Genomic DNA, 23,485 nt, shown 5'->3' with positions numbered 1-23,485 from the left:
ACACGCTGAAAGGTCCGCTCGCAAGCTGCGGCCGCTCCGCGGCGCGGTGATCGCGCCCGTCCCGAGCCTTTGAGGAGCCATCGAGCGGGAATTGGCCCGCTCCCACTGGAGCCCTTCTAAACTCGCTCGATCATTTCCTCGCACAGTCCCGCGCCTTCCAGCTCCCATGACCTGATGGTCCGGTCACCGTCCTTGAAGTCGAGGGTGAATACAGCGTCTTTCCCTCTGACGAGATCGATGCCGACGACGACCTTGAGATCGCTCATGAATTTTTCCCCTGGCCGGCGCATCGAGCCGGCCTTTGGCGTGCCGCTTGCGAGCAGCAGGCCGCAAGGGAGGCTTCGCCGCGGCCGTGCATTGCATGATCCGACAATTGCCAGCCGCGCCCTTGCAGTCTTTGCTCTTCGCGGTGGGCCGAACGGTGCCCACGAAGCGACGGGCAAGGAAAGGCAATGGAGGCCGATCGCAGTGCGATCGGGAGCAAAATGAAAAGAAGAGAGATAGAGGCGCTGCGTGAGCAGGTGAGCTGCGCGGCCGTTCTTGAACAGGCGAGGTTCGCCATCGACATCAAGGAAAGCACCCGGCGGGCAGTCAAGTTTCGCCGTGGTGGTGAAATCGTCATCGTCGCGCATGAGGGGCGCGGATGGTTTGATCCGCTCAGCGATGCGAAAGGCGATGTCTTCGGGCTTGTCGAGCATCTCGATCATGTCGGTTTTCTCGAAGGCGCCGATAGGGTCGCGGATCTCGTTGGTTTCGAGATCACGGAACCGGAGTGGCAGCCTGCGAGCCGCGATAGAGGATGCAACCTCTCTCTTGTCGAGCGCTGGCAAGCGCGCCGCAGCCCATGGCCCGGTTCATCGACGTGGCGCTACCTCAACGGCGAGCGCCGGCTGCCACCACCTATACTCTGTGAGGCGATCAAAGCGGGGCTTCTTCGGGAAGGCCCGCGTGGCAGCATATGGGCAGCGCATACGGATAATGCCGGCGTGGTGACCGGATGGGAGGCGCGCGGACCGCAATACCGTGGCTTCGCCTCTGGAGGAGCGAAGGTTCTCTTCCGTCTAGGGTTGGATACTGCGTTGCGCCTGGCCGTCACGGAAGCTGCGATCGATGCCATGAGCCTTGCGGCAATCGAAGGGTTGCATGACGGCACGCTTTATCTCAGCACCGGCGGCGGGTGGTCGCCGGCCACGCAAGCCGCACTGCGGGAATTGGCCTCCCGACCGGACGCCCGGCTGGTCGCTGCGACGGACGCCAATGCACAAGGGGATCTGTTTGCCACGCGATTGCGGTCGCTTGCCGAGGATGCCGGTTGCGAGTGGACCCGGTTGCGCCCGGCCGAGGAGGACTGGAACGAAACCCTGAAGGTCAGGGAGAAAGAAAAGGGGGAAAGAAAGGCAGGAAGCGTGCCGCATTCGCACCGCCCGCGTCAAGGGAGGCTTCGCCCGGCTGAGCCGGCCCTTGACCCAGCCAGTCGCGATGCCGGCGCCAGGCAAGGGGTCATGAAGGACTGAAGGGGATGGCGAGGTCGATAGGACGGCGCCGCACTTCGGTCCGAAAACGCGCAAGGAGCCGCAGATGATCCCCTCTCCCGCAACCACCAGGGTTTTCCAGGGCGTCGCAAGCCGCCAACAGATGTTCCGCATGTTTGACCGCCACGCGGAGCGCCCAAAGCGTTGGGATGGTGATGCCGCGCCGTTCTACTCGGGCGAATGGTTCGAGATCGGCGAGACCGAACATGACTACATGTTCGAGGTCCTTCCACCATTGTGGATCCGAGGATCCACGTTTGCGATGCGCGAGTTCATGACTGGCTCGGTGACATCAGTATTCTTCGCGCTCAGGATCGAGGCGTCCATCCGATATTTCCATGGCTACTGCGATCTTTCCGGTAAGGCATCCGTCGAAACGATGCGCGTCGCCATCATCGAGCGCGAAAGCCGAGCGGTCCGGGCGATGACGCGGCAAGAGCGGCTCGAGCATATCTGGAGCATCACTGCCGGCGATTACCGCGGCTATGCCGGAGACGAGTGGCCGCAGTCCGCTCGCGGCAAGCGCACCGTCATACTCTATGGCGGCAACGAAGGCACCTTGCTGAAGCTGCTCGACGAACTCACGGACGGGGAGACTGCTGCGAAGCTGCCGGTGCATCTTCGCCACCTTCCCTCCCAGATCGCCGCGTGAGGGGGAGGCCATGTTCACTTTCAGCGTGGTCGAGGTCAGTGCGGTGATCGTGCACGGACGTACCGACGCGGAAGCCAATGGCGGCTTCCGCAACCCCCACTATGGTCTACTCCCGGGTAAGGACGAACGGCCAGGTCTGTGGATCGTCGGCGACGAAGGCGTCTATCTGCTGTCCAATGGCAAACCGGCAGAAGGTCAAAGGGCGCTGAGTGCGATCCGCAGACCGATCCGGACTGCTGGCATTACAAGCGTCGGTATTTCGAGGGAGACGACGGGATCGTCTTCATCGCCGGCGCGAGCCTTGAAGCCATGCTTTCCACAACCCCGGAACCCACGCATCTGCGGGCGCAGTTTACGTCGGAAACCATGCAGTTCTCCGTAGTCACGCGCTCGTAGCTCGCGATCGCTGCAGCCGGACGAACCAGATCCAAATTCCTCACCTCATTCATCCGCCATCGCCCGCGGGACCTGTCCTGCGGGCGATGGCGCATATCCTCGAAAAGGAGCTTTCCATGTCCACCGATCCCTTCACCCTCGATATATCAGGCAGCAGCGCATTGTCGTTCGGGCTTGGCTTAGGCGTCACCGCGTTTGGCGGTTTCGCCGCCAACGACGACGATCCCGATCCGCCGCCGCTCTCCCCGACGCCGGCATTGCATCTGCCAGCTGCGAAGCGGCCGGCACCGCTGAGACAGGGCGCGTGCGCTAACTTCTATCTCGAGGATGGCGATCGTGGACTTGCGATCGACTGGAAGCAAAGAGCGAAGGCGAATCTCGCAGCCATCCTGACCGCCAACGAAATCGAAAAGCAGGATCGATCCGCCATCCGTGACGAGCAGGCGAAGCTGATCCGCTTCACCGGTTTTGGCGCATCGGAACTCGCGAACGGCATGTTCCGGCGTCCAGGCGAAGTCGATTTCCGGGAAGGCTGGGATGACCTCGGCAGTTCGCTGGAAAGCGCCGTCACCGATGCCGATTATGCTTCGCTCGCGCGCTGCACCCAGTATGCTCACTTCACTCCCGAGTTCATTGTCCGGGCGATCTGGGCGGGCTTGCGGCGGCTCGGCTGGCGCGGAGGCCGTGTACTGGAGCCGGGGGTGGGTACGGGCCTGTTTCCGGCGTTGATGCCAACGGCGCTCCGCGACACAAGCTATGTCACCGGCATCGAACTCGATCCGGTGACGGCGCGGATTGTCCGGCTTCTTCAGCCGAAGGCGCGCATCATCAACGCCGACTTCGCGCGCACCGATCTCAACGCGATCTATGATCTCGCGATCGGCAATCCGCCCTTCTCCGATCGAACAGTTCGGTCGGACCGGCAGTACCGTCCGCTCGGTCTGCGGCTGCACGACTACTTCATTGCCCGGTCGATCGATCTCTTGAAGCCCGGTGCACTCGCCGCGTTCGTGACAAGCAGCGGCACGATGGACAAGGTGGGCAGCACAGCGCGAGAGCATATCGCCAGGTCCGCCGATCTGATCGCAGCGGCCCGCCTCCCCGAGGGCAGCTTCCGCCGCGACGCTGGCACGGATGTGGTCGTGGACATCCTGTTTTTTAGCAAGCGCAAGGCCAGCGAGCCGGAGGGTGATCTATCATGGCTCGATCTCGAAGAGGTTCGTCCTGCGACATCCGACGAGGGGGCGATCCGCGTAAACCGCTGGTTCGCACGGCACCCGAATTTCGTGCTCGGCGAGCATGCCCTAACGTCTGGCCCGTTCGGCGAGACCTATACGTGCCGGCCACGCTCCGGTGAAGATCTGGAAACGGCACTGAAGGCCGTGATCGCTCTACTCCCCGAAGATCGGTATGACGGCGAGCCGTCGCAGATCGACATCAATCTGGAAGAGGAAGTGGGCGAGATCGTCGATCTCCGCCACAGCAACGACAAGGTTCGCGAAGGCAGCTTCTTCCTCAACAGCCGCCACGGTCTCATGCAAATGATCGACGGAGCACCGCTCGCGGTGTCGGTGCGGAAAGGCAGGTCAGGCGAGGGCCTGTCCGAAAAGCATGTCCGGATCATCAAGAAGCTGATTCCGATCCGCGACGCCGTGCGCGAGGTGCTGAAAGCGCAGGAACGCGATCAGTCGTGGCGGGATCTGCAGGTTCGGCTGCGCATCGCCTGGTCGAGCTTCGTCCGAGACTTCGGGCCGATCAACCATACGACGGTTTCGATTTCTGAGGATGATGAGACGGGCGAACTCCGCGAAACCCATCGCCGGCCGAATCTCCAGCCGTTCCTCGACGATCCCGATTGTTGGCTGGTGGCCTCGATCGAGGACTACGATCTCGAAACCGATACGGCAAAGCCCGGTCCGATCTTCACCGAGCGGGTGATCTCGCCGCCCGCGGCGCCGGTCATAACCTCGGCAGCCGACGCGCTCGCCGTCGTTCTCAACGAGCGTGGCCGCGTTGATCCCGACCATACTGCCGAGCTGCTGCACCGTGATCCGGATGCTGTGATCGACGAACTCGGTGACGCCATCTTCCGCGATCCCGCCGATGGCTCCTGGCTGACGTCAGACGCCTATCTCTCCGGTTCGGTCCGCACCAAGCTCACGGTCGCCGAGGCAGCCGCGTCGCTCGATCCAGTATACGAGCGCAATGTCCGAGCGCTGCAGGACGTCCAGCCTGCCTACCTCCGGCCGTCAGATATCACCGCCCGTCTCGGCGCGCCATGGATCCCGGCTGCCGATGTCGTCGTCTTCGTCAGGGAGACGATGGATGCCGACATTCGGATCCACCACCTGCCGGAGCTTGGGTCATGGACGGTGGAGGCGCGACAGCTTGGCTACAACGCCGCTGGAACCTCCGAATGGGGCACGAGCCGCCGTCACGCCGGTGATTTGTTGGCGGATGCGCTGAACAGCCGGGTGCCGCAGATCTTCGACGTGTTCAAGGACGTTGGCGGTGAACGTCGCGTTCTGAATGTCATCGACACGGAAGCAGCCCGCGACAAGCTGCAAAAGATCAAGGAAGCTTTTCAGAACTGGGTCTGGACCGACCCCGACCGCACCGACCGGCTTGCGCGCGTCTATAATGACCGCTTCAACAACATCGCGCCGCGAAAATTCGACGGCTCCCATCTGAAGCTTCCCGGCGCCTCTGGCGCCTTTGTTTTGTATGGGCACCAAAAGCGCGGTATCTGGAGGATCATTTCCTCCGGCTCGACCTATCTCGCCCATGCTGTCGGCGCCGGCAAGACGATGACGATGGCAGCCGCAATCATGGAGCAGCGCCGTCTCGGCCTGATCGCCAAGGCGATACTGGTCGTGCCGGGCCATTGCCTCGCACAGGCGGCGCGCGAGTTCCTCGCCCTCTATCCGAACGCTCGTATCCTCGTCGCCGACGAAACCAACTTCACCAAGGACAAGCGGGCACGCTTCCTGTCGCGGGCCGCCACGGCAACCTGGGATGTTGTTATCATCACCCATTCCGCTTTCAGGTTCATCGCCGTGCCGTCTGCGTTCGAGAGCCAAATCATCCATGACGAGCTGGAGCTCTACGAGGATCTGCTGACCAAGGTGGACAGCGAGGATCGGGTGTCGCGTAAGCGGCTCGAGCGCCTGAAGGAAGGTTTGCAAGAGCGGTTGGAAGCGCTCTCAACCCGCAAGGACGACCTTCTCACGATCTCGGAAATCGGCGTCGATCAGATCATTGTCGACGAGGCGCAGGAATTCCGCAAACTCTCTTTTGCGACCAACATGTCGACACTGAAAGGCATCGACCCGAACGGATCGCAGCGGGCTTGGGACCTCTATGTGAAGTCCCGCTATATCGAGACGAAGAATCCCGGCCGCGCGCTCGTGTTGGCCTCCGGGACACCGATCACCAACACGCTTGGTGAAATGTTCTCGATTCAGCGACTGCTCGGCCACGAGGCGCTGCGCGAACGCGGGCTTCACGAATTCGACGCCTGGGCCTCGACCTTCGGCGACACGACGACCGAACTCGAAATCCAGCCGTCCGGCAAATACAAGCCAGTGAGCCGGTTTGCGAGCTTCGTCAACGTGCCGGAACTGATCGCCATGTTCCGCTCGTTCGCCGACGTTGTGATGCCGCAGGACCTGAAGCAATATGTGAAGGTTCCGGAACTCTCGACCGGCCGGCGGCAGATCCTGACGGCGCAGCCGACGGCGGCATTCAAACTCTATCAGCAAATCCTCGACAGCCGCATCAAGGCGATCGAGATGCGCGAGGGGCCGGCGCAGCCCGGCGACGATATCCTGCTGTCCGTCATCACCGACGGCCGACACGCGGCAATCGACTTGCGCCTGGTCATTCCGGCAAACGACAACGAGCCGGGCAACAAGCTCAATCTCCTCATCGAGAATGCCTTTCGCATCTGGGCGGACACGAGCGAAAACACCTATCTTCGTCCGGACGGCAAGCCCTATGAGCTTCCGGGCGCCGCGCAGATGATTTTCTCCGATCTCGGCACCATCAATGTCGAGAAGACGCGCGGTTTCTCCGCCTACCGCTGGATCCGTGACGAATTGATCCGACTGGGCGTACCCGCGTCGGAAATCGCCTTCATGCAGGACTTCAAGAAGACCGAGGCCAAGCAACGTCTGTTCGGTGATGTCCGTTCGGGCAAGGTTCGCTTTCTGATCGGCTCGTCTGAGACAATGGGCACCGGCGTCAACGCTCAACTCAGGTTGAGGGCGCTGCATCACCTCGATGTGCCGTGGCTGCCGTCGCAGATCGAGCAGCGCGAGGGCCGCATCGTCCGCCAGGGCAATCAGCACGATGTCGTCGATATCTTCGCCTACGCGACCCAGGGGTCACTTGATGCTGCCATGTGGCAGAACAACGAGCGCAAGGCCCGCTTCATCGCGGCGGCCCTTTCCGGCGACACCTCGATCCGTCGGCTGGACGACCTCGGTGACGGCCAGGCCAACCAGTTCGCCATGGCCAAAGCGATTGCCTCGGGCGACGAGCGCCTGATGCAGAAGGCAGGGCTCGAAGCGGATATCGCTCGTCTCGAGCGGCTACGCGCCGCCCATGATGACGACCTGTTCGCGGTGCGCCGGCAGGTCCGGGACGCCGAACGCGACATCGAGATATCAATCCGTCGGATCGGCGAGATTGGCAAAGACATCGAGCGGCTGGTTCCGACTGCGGGAAAGGCTTTCACAATGACCGTCACGGGTGTTTCATATGATGAGCGAAAGGATGCCGGCCGCGCGCTGATGAAGGAAATCCTCACTCTCGTTCAGCTTCAACAGGAGGGTGAGATCGTCACCGCCTCCATTGGTGGCTTCGATCTCGTCTACGATGGCGAGCGCTTCGGCAAGTCTGACGGTTATCGCTACACCACCATGCTTCAGCGCACGGGCGCGGACTACGAGATCGATCTCGCCGTCACGGTGACACCGCTCGGCGCCGTCTCCCGCCTCGAGCATACGCTCGATGATTTCGACGGGGAGCGGGAACGCTATCGCCAACGGCTGGAGGAAGCGCGCCGGCGTCTTGCTTCCTACCAGTCCCGTCAAGGTGGCGATTTTGCCTTCGCAAGTGAGCTGGCCGAAAAGCGTCGCCAGTTCCAGGAGGTTGAGGCGGAGCTCGCGGCCGAGGCGCGCGAGGCAGGGGCCTCTCCCAGGGAGGCAGCCTGATTTTGGAAGCAGTGCAGCATGTGCATAGGTGCATTGCACAATAAATGTTTTCTATCTGATCAAAATATCATCATAGTGCACACAGCTGATGCACATGGCGGTCTCCTCCCAGTGCCGCCGCAACAGCTGTTCCCCTCTGGAGGTTAAATAACCTTCACACTTCATGGGCCTCGGTTCTTCCGACGGCCCATTTTTTTGTTCCCGCTCAACCCAGATTCCGAGCGCTGTAGCAGAGCGCTTATCAGAAGAAGTTGGGAAATGGAGAAGGGGAAACGGAAGAAAACCGGTCGCAGATCGGTCCTCCCGTCGCCGCTGGCGCTCAACCGCCGCCTGCGCATCCCGGGCACTCGTCCTTCGCAAGGCTGTTAGCCTCGCTTGTCCTTCGCGGCAGGGCTGCTCGACCGCGGTTGCGCCGGTCCGACCGCTTTGCGGTCCGGGAGGTGTCTTCAGGAAAAATGAAGACAGAAAGGACCGGCAGAGGGCCGCGTCCGCATCCCCGGAAAGGAACACTCCCATGCAACTCATGAAGGTCGATCCGCGTGCGCTGAAGGACAATCCCGACAATACTCGCCAGTCGAAGTCGACGCCACAGGCCGACGCGCTGCTGCTTGCGACCATCAAGGCTGTCGGCGTCATCCAGCCGCCCGTCATTTTTGCCGAAGCCGGCGGCAACGGCTATGTCATCGAAGCCGGTCACCGGCGCACCCGCATGGCCATCGCCGCCGGCATCGAGGAAATTGATGTTATCGTCGTCGAGGCGGCCAACGACAATGGCGCCATGCGTTCGATGATCGAAAACATCGCGCGCGAGCCGCTCAATCCGGTCGACCAATGGCGTGGCATCGAGCGCCTCGTTGCACTCGGTTGGACCGAGGAGGCGATTGCGATCGCGCTGGCCCTGCCGGTCAGACAAATCCGCAAGCTTCGCCTGCTCGCCAATGTACTGCCTGCGATGCTCGATCACATGGCCAAGGGCGACATGCCGAGCGAGCAGCAGCTTCGCACGATTTCCGCGGCGTCACTCGATGAGCAGAAGGAAGTCTGGAAGGCACACAAGCCGAAGAAGGGTGACACAGCATCCTGGTGGGCGATCGCCAACGGCCTCACCAAGACCCGCATGTTCGCGCGCGATGCGAGTTTCGGCGACGATCTCCGCCAGGCCTACGGCATCGAGTGGGCGGAAGACCTGTTCGGACCCGCCGACGAGGATAACCGCTACACCACCAACGTCGAAGCATTCCTCGGCGCGCAGCAGGAGTGGATGAGCAGCAATGTCCCGAAGAAGGGCGCCATCGTTGAGGTCAACAATTGGGGCCAGCCGCAACTGCCGCCGAAGGCGGAGCGTATCTATGGCAAGCCCTCCAAGGGCGATTGCACCGCCATGTTTCTCGATCGTGAGGGCAAGGTGCAGTCTGCCCATTTTCGGATGCCGGAAGCCAGACAAGCGAAAGGCAAGGGCGATCCGACCGCGCCCGGCGGCGAGGACGGAAACGAGGCCATCGAAGTTTCAGCCAAGACCCGGCCGGACGTGACCCGAAACGGCATCGACATGATCGGCGATTTCCGCACCGACGCGCTGCACGAGGCGCTGGCACGGGCTCCGATCGAGGACGATACGCTCATGGCAATGCTGGTGCTTGCGTTTGCCGGGCAGAACGTCTCGGTCGACTCCGGCTCCGAAGTCTCCGGGCATCTCTATGGGTCCAGGCGGTTCGTCCGGCACGTCGTCCGGCTGATCGGTGAAAGCGGCAAGCTGGAGTTCGACATGGATACGCTACGCGTCGTGGCTAGATTGACCTTGATCGACGCGCTGTCGGCCCGCACCAATCGTTCGGACAGCGGCGTCGTTGTCCGGGTCGCCGGCGATGCCATCGGTGCCGACGCTTATCTTCCGAACATGGGCACGGAGGAGTTCCTCGCGTGCCTCTCTCGCCCGGCATTGGAAGCGTCCTGCGGCGGCACGAGTGTCGTTCCCTGCCCGCGCGTCCGGGACACCCGCGCTGCCCTTGTCGAACACTTCAAGGAAGAGCGCTTCGTGCATCAGTCTGCCCTCTTCGCGCCCGATGACGCGAAGCTGGCCGAGTGGCTTGCCAAGAGCGTGGAACATGGTGGCGAGGACGGCGAAGCCCCCGCCGACGGGCCGGTCGGCGGCAGCGAGGACGGTGAGCCGTCGGTCGAGGACGAAGCGGAGACCAATCCGCGTGTTCCGGAAGCCGAGGACGACGGCAAAGCGGCGGACGCCGAGCACGAAGAGTTGGACGAAGCCGACGCTGACGCCAGCGCCTATGGCCTCGAGACCGCTTACGGGATCGCCGCCGAGTAGCAATCTCCTCACTTCGTTTCGACCGATACCACCGCCGGCCATCACCGGCGGCGCCTTTGTTTCCACACATCAAAACAGGAGAACGAAGATGTCTGCGTCTTTGGTTTATGAGCTCGCCCCGAGTGGCTCGATCGTCGCCTGGTGCGACGGCCCGCCTCGCCCGCCCGAACGTCACAGGAGGAAGCTCGCCGCAGGGAAAGCCGCTACAGCAAGGGAGGCTGATCCGCTGACCTGCCACGTTGTGTTAGTCCATTTGGGACTGGAACTGGTTGCGCCTGCCTAATTTATCAGCGAGATCGGTACCTCATTGCCGATTGCACCATGAGGCCGTTCTTCGTTGTAATCTACGCCAATCCTCCATCGTTTCGGGCGCATCCGCAAGTGTTAGGAACCAATGCTGGTTCAGACTTTCCGCGCGGAAGCGGCCATTGAACGCTTCAATGAACGCATTATCGGTCGGCTTGCCTGGGCGTGAGAAGTCCAAGGTCACCCCCTTGGCTTAGGCCCAAAGGTCAAGATCGCGGGATACGAACTCCGTCCCCGCGTCGACACGGATCGTCTTCGGATTGCCGACGTTCCGGCACACCCGTTCCAAGGTTTGCACGACATCTTCACCTCGATAGCTGTGGCGTGGATCAAGCACGGGAGTATAACGCGAGAAGGTGTCGACCATCGTCACAACGCGCAGTTTCTTTCCGGTGGTGAGCTGATCGTGAACGAAGTCCATCGCCCAGACATCATTCGCTCCGACAGCCATTTGCCGATCCTCGCGAAGTTTGGCCTTTACCCGGCGCTTGGGCGTCTTGTTCCGCAATTGCAGGCCCAAGTCCCTGTAAAGGCGATAGGTTCGCTTGATGTAGGTGCCCCAACCCTCACGTTCCAACAGCACGTGCACGCGACGATAGCGGTACAAATCTCCCCGCTCGTAGCGCAGCCTTCATGACTTATCCGATTGGAAGCCCATCGGACCGCCTCTCCAACGCGGTAGTGATCGCGGGCGGATTGCGACACGACATGTCGGCAGCCCCTACAAAAACCTCCGAATAGCGACAATGAAACATGTGCAATATCGAAAGCTTACCGGCGCAACCTGACTGGCACGAGTAGTGCTCAGAGTAAGCCAGGTCGCTACAGACCTAATCCGATTTTGGGAGATCAAGTGACTATGCACACTGTGCCTTTTATCAAACGGGTGCCGGACATTCAGGCCGTCTTTACCGGAAAGCAGACAATTGATGGTGACCCGGCCCAAGGCGCCCCGGAATTGCAAAGAGGCTAAACCCCCGGCACCTGACTTACAGGCGTCGCTTGCGCGACCCCGCGGCGTCCAACGCGGAGAAACTTAATCGGTGTTCATGACGAATGGGAACTCTTTAATGACCTCCATCTGCATCAGGCTCGGCGCCTTCCTGTCACGACGGAGACATCGCCACCCTCCCAAAAGAAGGACACTATCGCAGTGGCGGCCCGCACCCGCAGAAGCCATTTCAGAAGACGAGATCACAAGCGTGCGTCCAACAGACCGAACATGCGCCGCGTTTCGAAATCGAAACAACTCGACCTGATACTTAACACGCTTATTCCTGGTGCACGAAGCGCCGGATAAAACCCTGGTGGAGAATAAAAGTGACCTGTGGTTTAGGCATAGACTCTCCAGCTCCGTCTATCAATGTGCAGCACTGGCTGCGCGGCGATCCGCTTTCCAACTTACAGCTCGGCAAGATATACATCCTCGACTTCTTTTCGACTGGCTGCGGACCTTGCGGGCCGGCACTGGCCCGCCTGGCGCAGCTGCAGGAGGAATACGGGGACATGGGAGTTGAGATTATCGCTGTCGCATCGCGTGAGGAAGCTGCAACGGCTGACGAGGCCAGAGCTCAGGTGGACGCGTGGGCAAGTAAATGGCTCCCCAACTCGAACATTCGGATCGCGTTCGACTACTCAGGCGAAATGGATGAGCATTGGATGGATGCCAGTCTATCTTTCGGCGTTCCTCAGGCCTTCGTTGTCGACCGAGACGGCAGCATCGCCTTTATCGGTGATCCGGATGAACTCAAATTCATTTTGCCAAGAGTGATTGACGGCAGTTGGCGCGCCAGCGCGGAAGCAAAAAATGCCGAAAGCGAGCGCATTGCTGAGGGCGAGCTAGATGCTCTGGAGAAAGCGTTGCTTCGTCGAATCCGGGCGGCGACAGAGATTGAGGATTGGAAGACGACGCTCTCGGCCATTGAAGAGGGCATCAACCTTTTTCCAGATAGTATCAACTTTCACCAGTGGCATGTCGGGACATTGATTGGAAGAATGCGCGACATGGATGCGGGCTGGATAGCATTAGGTCAATTTGCTCGCAATGCAATTGAACGAAACTCTGAAGATTGGCTTTCTGCGGTGTTGGAACAACTCTTCGGTTGGTACGATTACTCGGGCCTTCCCTCGGCGGAACGCTTTTCGATGGGCAAGGAGCTCTCCGAACGAATCCTGAGACTGTATCAGCAACAGGCTCTGTCACGCGCTGATTCTTCTCTGTCGGTTGCCCTTTACTACCATGAGAGTGGCGACAACGGCCGGGCTGTGGATGTGCTCGAGCAGGCTTTGAAGTTCGTAGATGGAGAGTCTCTCCCGGAGGTCGAGAAGGAGGTATGGCTGCTGCAATTGCTGCATACCCTGGCGGAATACAAGGGTGAGCAGGTTTGTCACGGGAAATATTGCGTGCCACCGCCGAAGCAGCCTTGAAAATAGGAACCTGTTGGCGCTGCTCAGGCAGCGCCGACAGGAATTCTAACAAACCATTGGAGCAAAAACGCATGTTTTATCCGACCGGATCGCTCGCGTTTCGCGCGAGCTTCTGCATTGGACAGGTTCGCGGATCTGTGGGCCCGGTCCCGCGGCTTCGCACTCGAGTGTACGCCGACAGGTGGTGGCTCTGTGCCAGAATGTCTGATGTCGAGCTAAGGGAGCTCCTCAACGGCGCATCGCGGATTCCCCAAAGCCAGAAAGTCCCAACATCTCCGGACGATATCCAAAAACTTCACAAGCAAATACGGGGTCTCGGCGACGCGACCTCCAGTCAGGCGATTTAAGCTCGCTCTAAGAACGAAAGCCTCGTGTCTGGCCCAAAGTCTTTGCCACTCTCGATCTGTACCCGCCGCAGCGGGCGCAGTTGGCGGGTCAAGCGAGGTGAGGCGGACGCTGAAGATTGGGGGAGGGACGTGACGATGCCGCGCGGCTTGAGGACAAGCGGTCAGCACTTGTCGGCTCACGAGAGATCCGGCGCGTGTCAAACGACAATTCGACTTGCGTGCAAGCTGGTCAAAACGGTTTAAGACAAGGAGGAATAAAGTTGCTACGCAAAAAAAGCAAGGTCGCTCTCACCAGTGCATCTCGTCGGCGAACGCTCTTTGCCGCATTAATATTTGCCCTCATTTGCGGACGATCGGTTGAGGCCGACGCTCCTCAAGTCATCAATCACGACGAGGTGCAAGGGTTTCCCGACAGCACCTCCGAATTCCTCAAGACCTACCAGCCTTACCTCAAAGTCTATAGCGGCTGTGTGCCTTTCCCGGCAGTAGATGCCGCCGGCAACGTCAGCGGCGGTCTGAAGCCATCTGGTTTTGCGTCGGACGGGTGCTCAAAAAACTTTGGACAAATTTATGTCAGGGCGGATGAGTTTAAGGGCGAGTGCGCGGTCATGTATTCTTGGTTCTTCCCCAAGAACAAGATCGGAGATTGGCCAACCGATATGGGGTCTCGATATGATTGGCAGAATGTCATCGTATGGCTATCAAGTTGCGACGGCCAAGCGCACGTCAACGCGGTTAGTTACTGGAGCAGTCGTGGTTACTATACGACGACAAAGCCGCACATGGATGGAACGCATCCACTGGTTGCGTATGTGGATGACTATTCAATCGGGCACAGAGTCGTGGGCGCGAGCACCCGTGGCGGTATGCAGCCTGCGATCAGTTGGTTCGATCTGACCTATGAAGCAATGTTCACGCTTCGACTTGTATGACTTCGGCGTGAGCGTGCCGTTCATCACACGCAATTTTTATCAAAATCTGGCTAGGGCGTATTATCGTTGATTCTGGGGTTCCTTGTGGCGCTAGAAGCGTATGAATTCGTCTGCCTTCCAGGCGCAGGGACAGGCGCGACCGCGGTCAGTTGCGGTCTTCTTCTGTCCCGCATGGTGACGGCGAGGCGAGAGATAACCCGCTATCCCGGTCGCATGCCGGCAGATTAGGCGTCGGACCGAGCGCATCGCGGTCACGGAGAAAGCCGCGATCCACTCGCACCGCTGGGTGGGTGGCGCTGGACTGGCCGATGAACAGCTGTTTCAGGATCTCATCGAGCGGCGCACCTTCGAGCGACGAACGGAAATCGCTGCGCTGGCTCGCAAGCTTAAACGTCAGGAGGGGCGATCGCCACCATGCGTATGACGCTCGGCGATGACACGGAAGGTGCGGCGGCATGGGCCCGGCCGAGAGGGCGCGTTTTTGGTGCGGGCTGATGCGCTGGAGGAGGAATGCGGGCTGTCGGTCGCAGAGGTTCTCTCCTTCGGGATTTCGGAGTCATAGCCCGAAGCCTGCCGGCTTGCCCTTCGTTTTCGCTGCGGTCTGAACCGGCGGCCGGTGGTTTCAAGGCCGCTAGCGCGCCGCGGAGCGGCCAGTGCAGCCTTCCTCGCAAAACGGGTTCGCGCCCTTCGCAGGGCTTTACCCCCGCTTGTCCGCAAACCCGTTTCGCTCGCTCTGCCGTCCCGGACCTGTGAAAGCGCCCGTCCTCAGCCGGTTCCTGTCGACCGCATCGAAGGGCAGACCGGCAGGGGCCGGAGCCGCTTCGGTGGAAACCACGAAAGGAAGATCCCATGGCCAAGCCCGTAACCACTCGATCCGCAGCCCGCGTCGTGCCGCTCCGCAAGGGCGCCACCCTCGAAATGGTCAGGTTCACTTGCCCGGATACTGCGCAGGCAACGCTGATCGCCGAGAGTTTCGGGATCGCGGTGGTCGACAGCGATGGCATCCGTGAACTCCACGAGCGCCTGATAATCGAAACCGCCGACAGCCTCTCGAACGGCCTCGGCGACAAGGCGATGCAGATCCATCTCCAGCGCATCGTCGGAGCCTATGTCGGCTCGGCGCACGGAGCCGGCCAGTTCTACAGCCGGGCAGTCTCCGAGGCGCGAGACGCCACCGCCAAGTCGGCAAACGATGCCCGTGACGAGGATCTCGATGGCCCGGTCGGCTACGACAGCGCCGCCCAGCGAAAACGCGAGTTCGCGGCCGACATGGGCATTCAGTCCCACGCGCTGCGGATGGCCGCTGAGGGTGCCGTCGCAGCCTACGGCCAAGTCATCGGCGAAGCCTGGAAGCCTTTCGACCGCCCGGTCGAAAACGCGGGCCACTCGCTCGACCGCAAGGCGGCCGAGGCGCAGCTGGCGGCTCTCGGTTGAGCCGCGTTTGGCGGAGCTTCGGCTCGCCCATTTCCCTCTCTCTTAATTCTCGGGCCGGTTCCTTTGGGACCGGCCTTTTCCGTGTCAGGGGAAGGAAAGGAAGGACAAAGACCCAGCCCGCCACGCCGGCCCCGTCCCGGTCGGCGGTCCTGCAGGAGCCGGCGGTCAGCCGCAACGGCTTTGCCGTCCTCCACTCCGTTCTGGCCGTTCCGGTGCCGCGAGCCGCCTGATCGCTCCTGCCTTCGGACCTCCGCGACGGGGTCGCGATGGCGCGGCCTCAAACGAAGGATAAGGACATGAGCAGGAAAGCCGAAGGCGATCGCGCCGACATCTATGCGCGGATCACGGATAGAATCATAGCCGACCTTGAAAAGGGCGTAAAACCCTGGATGAAGCCATGGCATGCGGCCAACACCAATGGCCGGATTACCCGGCCGCTGCGCCACAACGGTCAGCCCTATTCGGGCATGAACATTCTCTTGTTATGGTCGGAGGGGATGGCGCGCGGCTTCACTTCACCCATGTGGATGACCTTCAAGCAGGCGCTTGAACTGGGGGCGGCGGTGCGAAAGGGCGAGACCGGTTCGACGGTCGTCTTCGCCAGCCGGTTCACCAAGTCCGAGGCGGACGGCAGTGGTGGAGAAGTCGATCGAGAAATCCCATTCTTGAAGGCTTACACAGTGTTCAACATCGAGCAGATCGACGGACTGCCCGAACACTATCGTCACCCACCGACCCCGGTGCTCGATGCGATCGAGCACATCGAGCACGCCGATTGCTTTTTCCGCAACACGGGCGCTGTCATCCGCCATGGTGGAGCGCAGGCCTATTATTCCCCTATCACGGACCACATCCAGATGCCGCCATTCGAAACGTTCCGCGACGCGGCGTCCTACGTGGCCACGCTCAGTCACGAAAGTTGCCATTGGACTGCGCGCCCCGATCGCGTCGATCGCGATCTTAGCCGCTATACGAAGGACAAGACCGAGCGGGCTCGCGAAGAGCTGATTGCGGAGCTCGGGAGTTGCTTCCTATGCGCCGATCTCGGGATCGCACCGGAGCTGGAGCCACGGCCGGACCATGCGTCTTACCTGGACTCGTGGCTGAAGGTTCTATCTGACGACAAGCGGGCCATCTTCCAAAGCGCGGCGCATGCCCAGCGTGCTGTCAGCTTCCTGCACGGTCTCCAGCCCGTTCAGGCCGACGAGAGAGCGGCCGCGTAGGAGACGTCAAGGTCGGTCGTTGTCACCCGCAACGGCCGACAGCTCTTTCGGCGCTCTCTCCGCGAGCGCGTGCTCATCGGACGTGAGGTCCAGCCTCCCCCAGATCGATGGTTTCCGATCGTTGGCTTTCAGCTTTCGGGACTGCTTGATTTCGACGGTAAACGGCTTTGTCTGCTGACGCATAGATCCTCCAGGCGACGAATCGCGGCCCGACAATATTGCGTTGATGAGAGGAGACAACTGCCCGGACGGCCGAGTTTGTCGCATCCGAAGCCGACGCTATGCTTTAGAGACCTGGGGAACGGCTTCGCGGCCGGGCTGTTCTGCCGGGGCAACGCACGGCGAGGGCCATGACCAAGTTCCTTCCACCGCTGTCATAGGCCACGCCCTCCGCGGGCTCGATGAGGCATGTCTGATCGGAGACCGGCTTCGCCTCGATCGTTCTCCCGCAACGGCCGTCCGCAACTTTCTTCCCCAGCGAACTGCGTTCGCATTCCTCGCGCGACAACAAAGTTTCTCCCGACCGCCCTCCATTTCATTACGGCCTTCCAGGTGCGGTCCGATCGTCCCCGATCCTTGCGACAGCCATCGAGGCCGCGAAGGGCGCGGCCCGAAACAACCGAAAGGAACAGACAATGGCTACCATCGGCACTTTCACCGCAAACGAAAACGGCTTCACCGGCTCGATCCGCACCCTCGCACTCAACGTCAAGGCCCGCATCGCCCGCGTCGACAGCCCCTCCGACAAGGGCCCGCACTTCCGCATCTACGCCGGCAATGTCGAGCTGGGTGCGGCTTGGCAGAAGCGCTCCGGCGAGAGCGACCGCGATTATCTCTCGGTCAAGCTGGACGACCCGAGCTTCCCCGCCCCGATCTACGCAACGCTCTCCGAGGTCGATGGCGAGGACGGCTACCAGTTGATCTGGTCCCGCCCCAATCGGGATTGAGATCCCAACAAGGCCCCGCCACCGAGGCGGGGCCAACTGGCCGCTTTGAGAAAGCCGGCAACGGACATCGAGCCCGCTCCCGACTTTTAGGGTGCCATACGGAGAGGTGGGGGTCTGCTCATATCGGGCCTATCGTGCCGTGGAGCCGGGACAGCCTCAAGGACGAGCGGTTCCCCCAAAATGCCGGCGCATTTCGGCTCCCCCACTCACCGCCGCTGGCGGTCGCATGCGCGATCCTTGACCCTGACCCACCGCCACGCCGGAGGGCGTCATCTTTCTCAAACATCAAGGAGATGACGATGATCGAACAACAAATCGAAGAACTGCGCGCCGAGCTGAACGCCTGCATCGAGCCCGCCGAGCGCCGCGAGATCGAAGCCGAGCTCGAAATCGCCCAGGCCGAGCTGATCATGATGCTTGGCGAACAGGACGGTTCCATCGACGCCGAGCCGCCCTTCTGAGGGCGGCATACCACCAGCACCGGGGGACCGCCGGCATCCAGGATCCCGAGAGGGGCGATCCGCTGCGACTCTCCTTTCGATCTACCGTCATCGACATCGGGGATGCTGCATCCCGTCCGTCGCCCGCAACCTGCCGCGCCAGAATTTTCCCCGCCGCATTGCGGCTCCTCGCGTGCCAAATTCTTGGCGCCGGCAGGTCCTTCACTCTCGTTTCGGCCTTTCAGGTGCGTCCCTCCTTGTCCGCCATGCGGCCTATCCCCGCGATATCCGCATTTCGAAAGGAGAAAATACCGTGCAACAGCTCGCTCAGTTCCTCACCGCCACCGGCCGTCGGCTCCGCACCCTCGGCAAGGTGATCTGTCACTACTTCCGCAAGGGGAAACTCGGCCTGAAACTGGCCATCAAGATTCCGTTCTTCGTCGAGATCGAGGCGTCGTTCGAGACCGACTGGAACCGGCGCGAATAACACGCCGTGCGCCGCTTCAGCGGCCCCTCCTCTACCAGCTGGAACGCGGAACACAATCATCGTCAGCTCGGCGAATATCGGCAGGTTGTTTTTGGGCGATAGCCGCGACCACGTTTTTGCTTCAACAGCTCAAGGAACAAGCGAACCGCTTCCTCCTCCCGTTCGAACACATGCTGTTTTTCCTGTCCACGCTTGCCGATCCGTCCCCATCGCCGGGTCAGGCAGGCCTCTCCGAACATCGTCTGCTCGATCTCCATGGCATAATACCGCGCCATGTTCTTGGCTGGATCCGTTCGTTCGACATAGAGCTGGTATGGTTGCGAAATCATGCCGGCATGATCCTCACACGGCGCCGCTACGTCCAACGACATATGTGAATCCCACAGATGCGACCGATTCATTTTCGTGAAGAATGGGGCTTGGGCGAGGCGCCGATGGCGCACGGCTCTGGTCGCACCGCGACCGGAGCCCGCACGCGGTCTCCGCCTCGCCGGGTTACGATCCTCTCGCAGCAAGAAGCATGGCTCTGCGAAATCTCATTGTCCGGAGACAGCCGGAGCCTCCCGTCGCCATCGGCGATGGCAAGCGGTCGCGTCCCTTCAGGACGCGGTTCTATCTCTCTCTGACGTCCCATTTTGCACCCGTGGTTCCGGCGTCAAGGACATCGCGGCCCCTCCAATTTTCCCAACGCCGCAAGCGGCACAGAGAAAATCGGTTCCTCCGCTCGCCGCAGGGCGGCCGCGTTCCGCGGTCCCTGACCCCTCACGGACTACGGTGCGGACACCTTTCGTCAGAAAACGAAAAGGAGACTCTGATGACAAAGCATCAAATCACTCGTGTGGTGGAAGAAGATCAGAAGCGGCCGGATCAACAGCCGGATTGGCTTGAACGACTGCGCCGAAATTTCGATGCGGAAGTGCATCTTCCCGCCGATATCTCGCGGGAGTTTCTGTCTGCAGCGCTGCTTTGGGCAGTCGACAACAAGGTCGATTTCGGTTTGTTCCACGAGGCCAGCGAGATCATCATTGCGCACTTCGGCGGTGATGAGATCTACCTCCCGTCGCGGTGGTCCGACAAACGATGGCACATCGGCCTTGAGGACAAAGAGCCTTTCGATCCGAGCGACTGAGGTCGAGACCAGAGGCGGCTTGTCGCCTCTGGTCTTTGCCTATTCACATGAGCCCCTCCAGCCGGATCGACCGAGCAGAGCGGCTATGAAAGGGGGGCTCTGCCGCCCCTCTCAATCTCACCCCATGAAGGAAGGGCAATGCCCCTCCTTCAAACTTCCTCCCAGGGAGAAAGGGGACGGTTCCCTCCTCCCTTTCCCCAAACCCCTATCCCTCTCCCGTGCAGGGAAGGTGATGATGGCTGTCACCCGCCCTGGCACCAGCCGTGTCGGGCACCATCCCATGATCGGGCAAGCCCTTCCTTGATCAAGGCATCGCCCAGCGAATTGCCTGCACGAAATACGGTTCGCAGTTTGCGTCCATATTTGTCTTCGTCACGGAACCCGGCCGCTAGCGAGAATTTTCCAGCGTTGAGCAGCGTCAGCAGGCGGGATTTTGCCGCCTCACCCTTTATCCGTTCCGCCTCGCACCGGGGCGGGCAGAGTTCAGGCGTATCGATGTCGGCGATGCGGATTTTCTCGCCGTTGAACCAGAATGTGTCGCCGTCGACGACGCAGTTTGCTCGATGGCTTCCGTCGCACATCGAAAATGCGGTCGACAATGAATCCGTCGTCGGTTTCTTGGTCAACGTGGCGAGATCGGGGAGAACGTCGGCGCCGCCATAGGCAAGCCAACCCCCAACAGCAATGATCACGGTGCATAGAACTGCCGTCGAGCGTTTACGCCATCTGTTCCGGCCAGATCTCAGCAGTCCTCCACCCGCGCGCTGCCGGTCGCGACCGGCTCCGGCCTTCGGCGGCTTTCTAAACGGAACCACATTTGATTTCGCCACTTTCCGGTCCCCTCGTTTCGTCTCAACCTATGTCGGACCCGGTTTCATCTGCGTTTACGGAGGAGCTTGGCTCCGGGCTGCGGTGTGGCCGGCAAAATGGTGCGCGACGGGCGGGGGCAGTCGATCCCGCCTCCCCTTCGGGCCACTATGTTGAGGCTCCTGCGGCTGCCCTGTTTCCCACCCATCGCACGACGAGAATTCCCGAAATCCCGCCCGCCGGGCGTCGCTATGCTGATTTCTCCGATACTCTTCATTTTTCTGGATCAGCCTTGCTCGGTTGCACCGCGCGCCGGCTTGGATCATGCAGGCTTTGGCGTATCCCCGACCATGTGAAACCTGTTTGTGCCGACGCATGCTTTCATGTCGTCGCGCCGGAACCAGATGGCTCGTCCGCATCGGAGTGGCGCGTTTCCTGCGGTGAAGACGATCTGTTCGTCGGCCCGCATGCGCAGAACTTCATGGGGCTGAATGAGTGGTCTGGCAGCGAGCTGCTTCGAGCGTGTTCGTGATGATCCCTTTGCCTGGAAACTGCGGCTCACCTGGTCAATCTCGACCGTGGTCATGCCGCAGCGTCGGGAGATGTAATCGGCGGTCTCTGGATCGTTGATCGCGGCAAACGAAATCCAGCTGGCACTCTCGAACCACTTACTTGCCGCGTCGCGGCCGCCATAGGTTTCGCGCATCTGGCCGATCGACTGATAGATCATCGTCAGCGTGATGCCGTATTTGCGACCGGCGTCGCGAGCGGTCTCTATGATCCGCATGTAGCCGAGGCGCGCGACCTCATCGAGGAGAAACAGGGCGCGCCCCTTGATCTGTCCGTCGCGATTGTAAATCGCATTAAGAAACGAGCCGATGATGACGCGCGCAAGACCCGAATGGGTCTCCAACGTCTTGAGGTCTATGTTGATGAAGACGTCCGTATTGCCGGCCGCGATCTCGTTGGTCGCGAACTTCTTTCCAGACACGAGTGCTGCGTAGTTCGGATAGGAAAGCCAGTGTGTTTCCTTGACCGCGTTGGCGTAGACGCCGGAGAAAGTTTCCGGCGTCATGTTGACGAAGGCTGCGACGTTTTCCTTCACAAAATCCGAGCCCGAATTGTCGTAGATGTCTTGCAGCCGTTTGCGCAATGTCGGCTCCGGCTCCGAGAGGTTCATGCGCACCTGCCGAAGCGTCTGGTCGTGCTCGTCCGTGCGGCCGGACAGGCAGACATCGGCGATCAGCGCCGTCAGCAGTTGCAGCGCCGATGCGCGAAAGAAGTCGTCACGGACACCACGCACGCCTCCGCCGTCGCTCATGATCCATGAGGCGACCGAGGCAATATCCTCTTCCTTCGTCCCGCCGAAACGACCGACCCAGTCCAGCACGTTAAAACCGATGTCAGGCTTCCTTGGATCGAGGACGAATACATCCCTTCCGGCTCCGCCGCGATGCACGGAGACCATCGGTGCGACCTCGTTCGAAGGATCGAGCACGATCAGCGTGCCGCCCCATTTCAGTGCCGTCGGGATCGTCACCGACGTCGTCTTGAAGCCACCGGAACCGGCAAAGACGATCCCGTGCGACGAGCCGAACGAGCCATCGAAGCACAGCAACGGCGACTTGCCGCCGGCGCCCCACGTCTCAGCGCTGTCGGCGCGAAACGCTTGGCTCCCGACACTGTCCTTGTCGACCCGATAGCGCTCGCCGATGACGATACCACCGGCATCGGGAAACAGCTTTGCTGCCTCCGTCAGTTTCATCCAATCCGCTTCGCCATGGAGCGCCCGCTTGCCCTGAATGCGTTTTGGCTCGGCCCTTGCGAATGCCGCATTGCCGATGAGCGCGACGCGAAGCGCGAAGCAGGCACATAAGAGCGCCGCACTCGCGCCGATCGACGTCGCCGGATCGAGAAAGGCCCAGACCGTCTTGTCGGCGGGTACTGTCATGAAAGCGGAAAGGCGCATTGTTTCGCGAATGGCTGCGATCAAGATCGTCCCACTCGATCCCGTGACGACACCCCAACCTGCCTGCTTGATGTTGATCGAGCCGGCGCTCGAAAACAGCAACAGAATTCCGATCGCCGCACTGGCCACATAGGGCAATGCGATGCCCGCCCGCCCCCATGCCAGTCGCGCGGCCTCGGTCTTGCCAAAACCGGAAAGCCACTGCTCTACCCCTGTCATCCCGATGACGACCAGGATCATCAACGTCCCTGGCATGACGACGAGCGCAATCCTATTGATCGTCATTGCCGAAGGCCTCCACGCCGATTGCCGTGAGCCTGGACCGCTCGGTATCGTCACTCTTGATGCGGCGCGCTGCATCGACCAGCGCGCCCAGCAACAGCGCTCGCTTCTCGTAGCGCAGACCGGCCTTGACGATCAGTCCGCCGAGCTCGATCTTTTCCCGCGTGTCCTTCTTGCGGGCGTCGGATGTCGTCGTCCTCGCCATGCCTTCAAGCCTCGCCAGCGCTGCCCGCGCCCGCGCCAGACGTGACCGGCGCGGTTTGCTGCGAGCCGACGGCTGCCCCTCCCCTTTCTTTTCCGGCCGTAGCGCCCTGCCCTCCGCGAAATCGCTTGGTCAGTTCCTCAAACGCTGCCTGAAGTTCCGCCTCGTCGATTTCGATCTCGCCAAGGCCCGCCTTGAGCGCGATCCGTCCGATGCGTTCCGCTTCCCGGGTCTCGGCGATCTTGAGCTGTTCCTGCAGCTTGGCGATTTCGTCGCGAAGTTTCGCGGATGGCTTCTTCATGTCCGTCTGTCTCCCTGGGTGCGAAAGCTTGTCTTTCGAACCCAGTTTTTCGGACCGGAGTGCGGAACGCACTACTGTGAATCCTACAATCGCCAAGGGCGATGCTTTCGGGAATGATCCCGGCCGTTCCGAA

The 23,485-nt window shown here is 61.1% G+C and carries 19 protein-coding genes and 2 pseudogenes; 13 read left to right on the top strand and 8 right to left on the bottom strand.

The genetic code is table 11. The features are described from left to right. Positions 1 to 116 precede the first annotated feature (116 nt). The gene (locus tag HJB89_RS21360) at positions 117 to 266 is read right to left on the bottom strand and encodes a hypothetical protein (RefSeq protein ID WP_157633263.1); all 150 of its coding nucleotides are present in this window, start codon (positions 264 to 266) and stop codon (positions 117 to 119) included. A gap of 186 nt (positions 267 to 452) precedes the next feature. On the opposite strand from HJB89_RS21360, the gene HJB89_RS21355 reads away from it, so the two are divergent. The 5 genes and pseudogenes from HJB89_RS21355 to HJB89_RS21335 all read left to right on the top strand — a co-directional run bounded on the left by HJB89_RS21355 (position 453) and on the right by HJB89_RS21335 (position 10,119). Further along, on the top strand, positions 453 to 1,514 hold the full coding sequence (locus HJB89_RS21355; protein WP_108565351.1) for a DUF3991 and toprim domain-containing protein: 1,062 nt from the start codon (positions 453 to 455) through the stop codon (positions 1,512 to 1,514). Positions 1,515 to 1,578: 64 nt separating this feature from the next. After that, positions 1,579 to 2,184, top strand: coding sequence for a DUF1419 domain-containing protein (locus HJB89_RS21350; RefSeq protein WP_077988196.1), 606 nt, complete (start codon positions 1,579 to 1,581; stop codon positions 2,182 to 2,184). A gap of 10 nt (positions 2,185 to 2,194) precedes the next feature. After that, positions 2,195 to 2,580: pseudogene (locus HJB89_RS21345) on the top strand (DUF3085 domain-containing protein). 116 nt (positions 2,581 to 2,696) lie between these two features. Next, positions 2,697 to 7,796 (top strand): DEAD/DEAH box helicase family protein, encoded by a 5,100-nt coding sequence (locus tag HJB89_RS21340; protein ID WP_026242325.1) that lies wholly within the window; start codon positions 2,697 to 2,699, stop codon positions 7,794 to 7,796. 514 nt (positions 7,797 to 8,310) lie between these two features. Further along, positions 8,311 to 10,119: a ParB N-terminal domain-containing protein gene (locus tag HJB89_RS21335; protein ID WP_018516746.1), complete on the top strand. Its 1,809-nt coding sequence runs from the start codon at positions 8,311 to 8,313 to the stop codon at positions 10,117 to 10,119. 279 nt (positions 10,120 to 10,398) lie between these two features. Here the strand turns inward: HJB89_RS21335 and HJB89_RS21330 are convergent. Next, positions 10,399 to 11,029: pseudogene (locus HJB89_RS21330) on the bottom strand (IS3 family transposase); the annotation flags it as partial. 716 nt (positions 11,030 to 11,745) lie between these two features. Here HJB89_RS21330 and HJB89_RS21325 point away from each other — a divergent pair. The 4 genes from HJB89_RS21325 (at position 11,746) to HJB89_RS21310 (ending at position 16,788) form a co-directional block, all read left to right on the top strand. After that, the gene (locus tag HJB89_RS21325; protein ID WP_221150507.1) at positions 11,746 to 12,852 is read left to right on the top strand and encodes a TlpA disulfide reductase family protein; all 1,107 of its coding nucleotides are present in this window, start codon (positions 11,746 to 11,748) and stop codon (positions 12,850 to 12,852) included. Positions 12,853 to 13,459: 607 nt separating this feature from the next. After that, positions 13,460 to 14,131, top strand: coding sequence for an NPP1 family protein (locus tag HJB89_RS21320; protein ID WP_018516743.1), 672 nt, complete (start codon positions 13,460 to 13,462; stop codon positions 14,129 to 14,131). Between the two features lie 849 nt (positions 14,132 to 14,980). Beyond that, complete coding sequence (locus HJB89_RS21315; RefSeq protein WP_018516742.1) at positions 14,981 to 15,565, top strand: hypothetical protein; 585 nt, start codon at positions 14,981 to 14,983, stop codon at positions 15,563 to 15,565. A 296-nt stretch (positions 15,566 to 15,861) separates the two neighbouring features. Continuing rightward, positions 15,862 to 16,788 carry an ArdC family protein gene (locus HJB89_RS21310; protein WP_018516741.1) on the top strand — a complete coding sequence of 309 codons (927 nt, stop codon included), beginning with the start codon at positions 15,862 to 15,864 and terminating at the stop codon, positions 16,786 to 16,788. A gap of 6 nt (positions 16,789 to 16,794) precedes the next feature. On the opposite strand, the gene HJB89_RS21305 is transcribed toward HJB89_RS21310, so the two are convergent. Continuing rightward, entirely contained in the window at positions 16,795 to 16,971 is a 177-nt protein-coding gene (locus tag HJB89_RS21305) for a hypothetical protein (RefSeq protein WP_018482051.1), read from the bottom strand. Between the two features lie 452 nt (positions 16,972 to 17,423). On the opposite strand from HJB89_RS21305, the gene HJB89_RS21300 reads away from it, so the two are divergent. The 3 genes from HJB89_RS21300 (at position 17,424) to HJB89_RS21290 (ending at position 18,662) form a co-directional block, all read left to right on the top strand. Then, positions 17,424 to 17,735 carry a DUF736 domain-containing protein gene (locus tag HJB89_RS21300; RefSeq protein ID WP_018516740.1) on the top strand — a complete coding sequence of 104 codons (312 nt, stop codon included), beginning with the start codon at positions 17,424 to 17,426 and terminating at the stop codon, positions 17,733 to 17,735. Between the two features lie 299 nt (positions 17,736 to 18,034). Further along, entirely contained in the window at positions 18,035 to 18,196 is a 162-nt protein-coding gene (locus HJB89_RS21295; protein WP_018516739.1) for a hypothetical protein, read from the top strand. Between the two features lie 292 nt (positions 18,197 to 18,488). Continuing rightward, positions 18,489 to 18,662, top strand: a complete 174-nt coding sequence (locus HJB89_RS21290; RefSeq protein ID WP_018482048.1) for a hypothetical protein — start codon at positions 18,489 to 18,491, stop codon at positions 18,660 to 18,662. A gap of 62 nt (positions 18,663 to 18,724) precedes the next feature. Here the strand turns inward: HJB89_RS21290 and HJB89_RS21285 are convergent, their stop codons facing one another. Further along, on the bottom strand, positions 18,725 to 19,033 hold the full coding sequence (locus tag HJB89_RS21285; protein WP_026242324.1) for a WGR domain-containing protein: 309 nt from the start codon (positions 19,031 to 19,033) through the stop codon (positions 18,725 to 18,727). Positions 19,034 to 19,476: 443 nt separating this feature from the next. On the opposite strand from HJB89_RS21285, the gene HJB89_RS21280 reads away from it, so the two are divergent. Then, a complete protein-coding gene (locus HJB89_RS21280; RefSeq protein ID WP_018516737.1) occupies positions 19,477 to 19,791 on the top strand; it encodes a hypothetical protein in 315 nt (104 codons plus the stop codon). A gap of 242 nt (positions 19,792 to 20,033) precedes the next feature. On the opposite strand, the gene HJB89_RS21275 is transcribed toward HJB89_RS21280, so the two are convergent. The 4 genes from HJB89_RS21275 to traC all read right to left on the bottom strand — a co-directional run bounded on the left by HJB89_RS21275 (position 20,034) and on the right by traC (position 23,352). Then, positions 20,034 to 20,483 (bottom strand): thermonuclease family protein, encoded by a 450-nt coding sequence (locus tag HJB89_RS21275; RefSeq protein ID WP_018516736.1) that lies wholly within the window; start codon positions 20,481 to 20,483, stop codon positions 20,034 to 20,036. Between the two features lie 437 nt (positions 20,484 to 20,920). After that, on the bottom strand, positions 20,921 to 22,852 hold the full coding sequence (gene traG, locus HJB89_RS21270) for a Ti-type conjugative transfer system protein TraG (protein ID WP_018516735.1): 1,932 nt from the start codon (positions 22,850 to 22,852) through the stop codon (positions 20,921 to 20,923). Beyond that, positions 22,839 to 23,054, bottom strand: coding sequence for a type IV conjugative transfer system coupling protein TraD (traD, locus tag HJB89_RS21265; protein ID WP_018516734.1), 216 nt, complete (start codon positions 23,052 to 23,054; stop codon positions 22,839 to 22,841). Before traD ends, traG begins: the two co-directional genes overlap by 14 nt. Before the next feature lie 4 nt (positions 23,055 to 23,058). Continuing rightward, entirely contained in the window at positions 23,059 to 23,352 is a 294-nt protein-coding gene (gene traC / locus HJB89_RS21260) for a conjugal transfer protein TraC (RefSeq protein WP_018516733.1), read from the bottom strand. Positions 23,353 to 23,485 lie beyond the last annotated feature (133 nt).

This window comes from Rhizobium sp. NZLR8 (genome assembly GCF_019685025.1).
Lineage (GTDB): Bacteria > Pseudomonadota > Alphaproteobacteria > Rhizobiales > Rhizobiaceae > Rhizobium.
This window is presented reverse-complemented; position numbering and strand designations above follow the sequence as displayed.

What these genes read in the sequence shown, in the direction of transcription:
- HJB89_RS21305 (WP_018482051.1), bottom strand. Translation starts at nt 16,971, where the DNA reads ATGCGTCAGCAGACAAAGCCGTTTACCGTCGAAATCAAGCAGTCCCGA.
- HJB89_RS21340 (WP_026242325.1), top strand. Translation starts at nt 2,697, where the DNA reads ATGTCCACCGATCCCTTCACCCTCGATATATCAGGCAGCAGCGCATTG.
- HJB89_RS21315 (WP_018516742.1), top strand. Translation starts at nt 14,981, where the DNA reads ATGGCCAAGCCCGTAACCACTCGATCCGCAGCCCGCGTCGTGCCGCTC.
- HJB89_RS21300 (WP_018516740.1), top strand. Translation starts at nt 17,424, where the DNA reads ATGGCTACCATCGGCACTTTCACCGCAAACGAAAACGGCTTCACCGGC.
- traC (WP_018516733.1), bottom strand. Translation starts at nt 23,352, where the DNA reads ATGAAGAAGCCATCCGCGAAACTTCGCGACGAAATCGCCAAGCTGCAG.
- traD (WP_018516734.1), bottom strand. Translation starts at nt 23,054, where the DNA reads ATGGCGAGGACGACGACATCCGACGCCCGCAAGAAGGACACGCGGGAA.
- HJB89_RS21310 (WP_018516741.1), top strand. Translation starts at nt 15,862, where the DNA reads ATGAGCAGGAAAGCCGAAGGCGATCGCGCCGACATCTATGCGCGGATC.
- HJB89_RS21335 (WP_018516746.1), top strand. Translation starts at nt 8,311, where the DNA reads ATGCAACTCATGAAGGTCGATCCGCGTGCGCTGAAGGACAATCCCGAC.
- traG (WP_018516735.1), bottom strand. Translation starts at nt 22,852, where the DNA reads ATGACGATCAATAGGATTGCGCTCGTCGTCATGCCAGGGACGTTGATG.
- HJB89_RS21360 (WP_157633263.1), bottom strand. Translation starts at nt 266, where the DNA reads ATGAGCGATCTCAAGGTCGTCGTCGGCATCGATCTCGTCAGAGGGAAA.
- HJB89_RS21350 (WP_077988196.1), top strand. Translation starts at nt 1,579, where the DNA reads ATGATCCCCTCTCCCGCAACCACCAGGGTTTTCCAGGGCGTCGCAAGC.
- HJB89_RS21280 (WP_018516737.1), top strand. Translation starts at nt 19,477, where the DNA reads ATGACAAAGCATCAAATCACTCGTGTGGTGGAAGAAGATCAGAAGCGG.
- HJB89_RS21295 (WP_018516739.1), top strand. Translation starts at nt 18,035, where the DNA reads ATGATCGAACAACAAATCGAAGAACTGCGCGCCGAGCTGAACGCCTGC.
- HJB89_RS21355 (WP_108565351.1), top strand. Translation starts at nt 453, where the DNA reads ATGGAGGCCGATCGCAGTGCGATCGGGAGCAAAATGAAAAGAAGAGAG.
- HJB89_RS21285 (WP_026242324.1), bottom strand. Translation starts at nt 19,033, where the DNA reads ATGTCGTTGGACGTAGCGGCGCCGTGTGAGGATCATGCCGGCATGATT.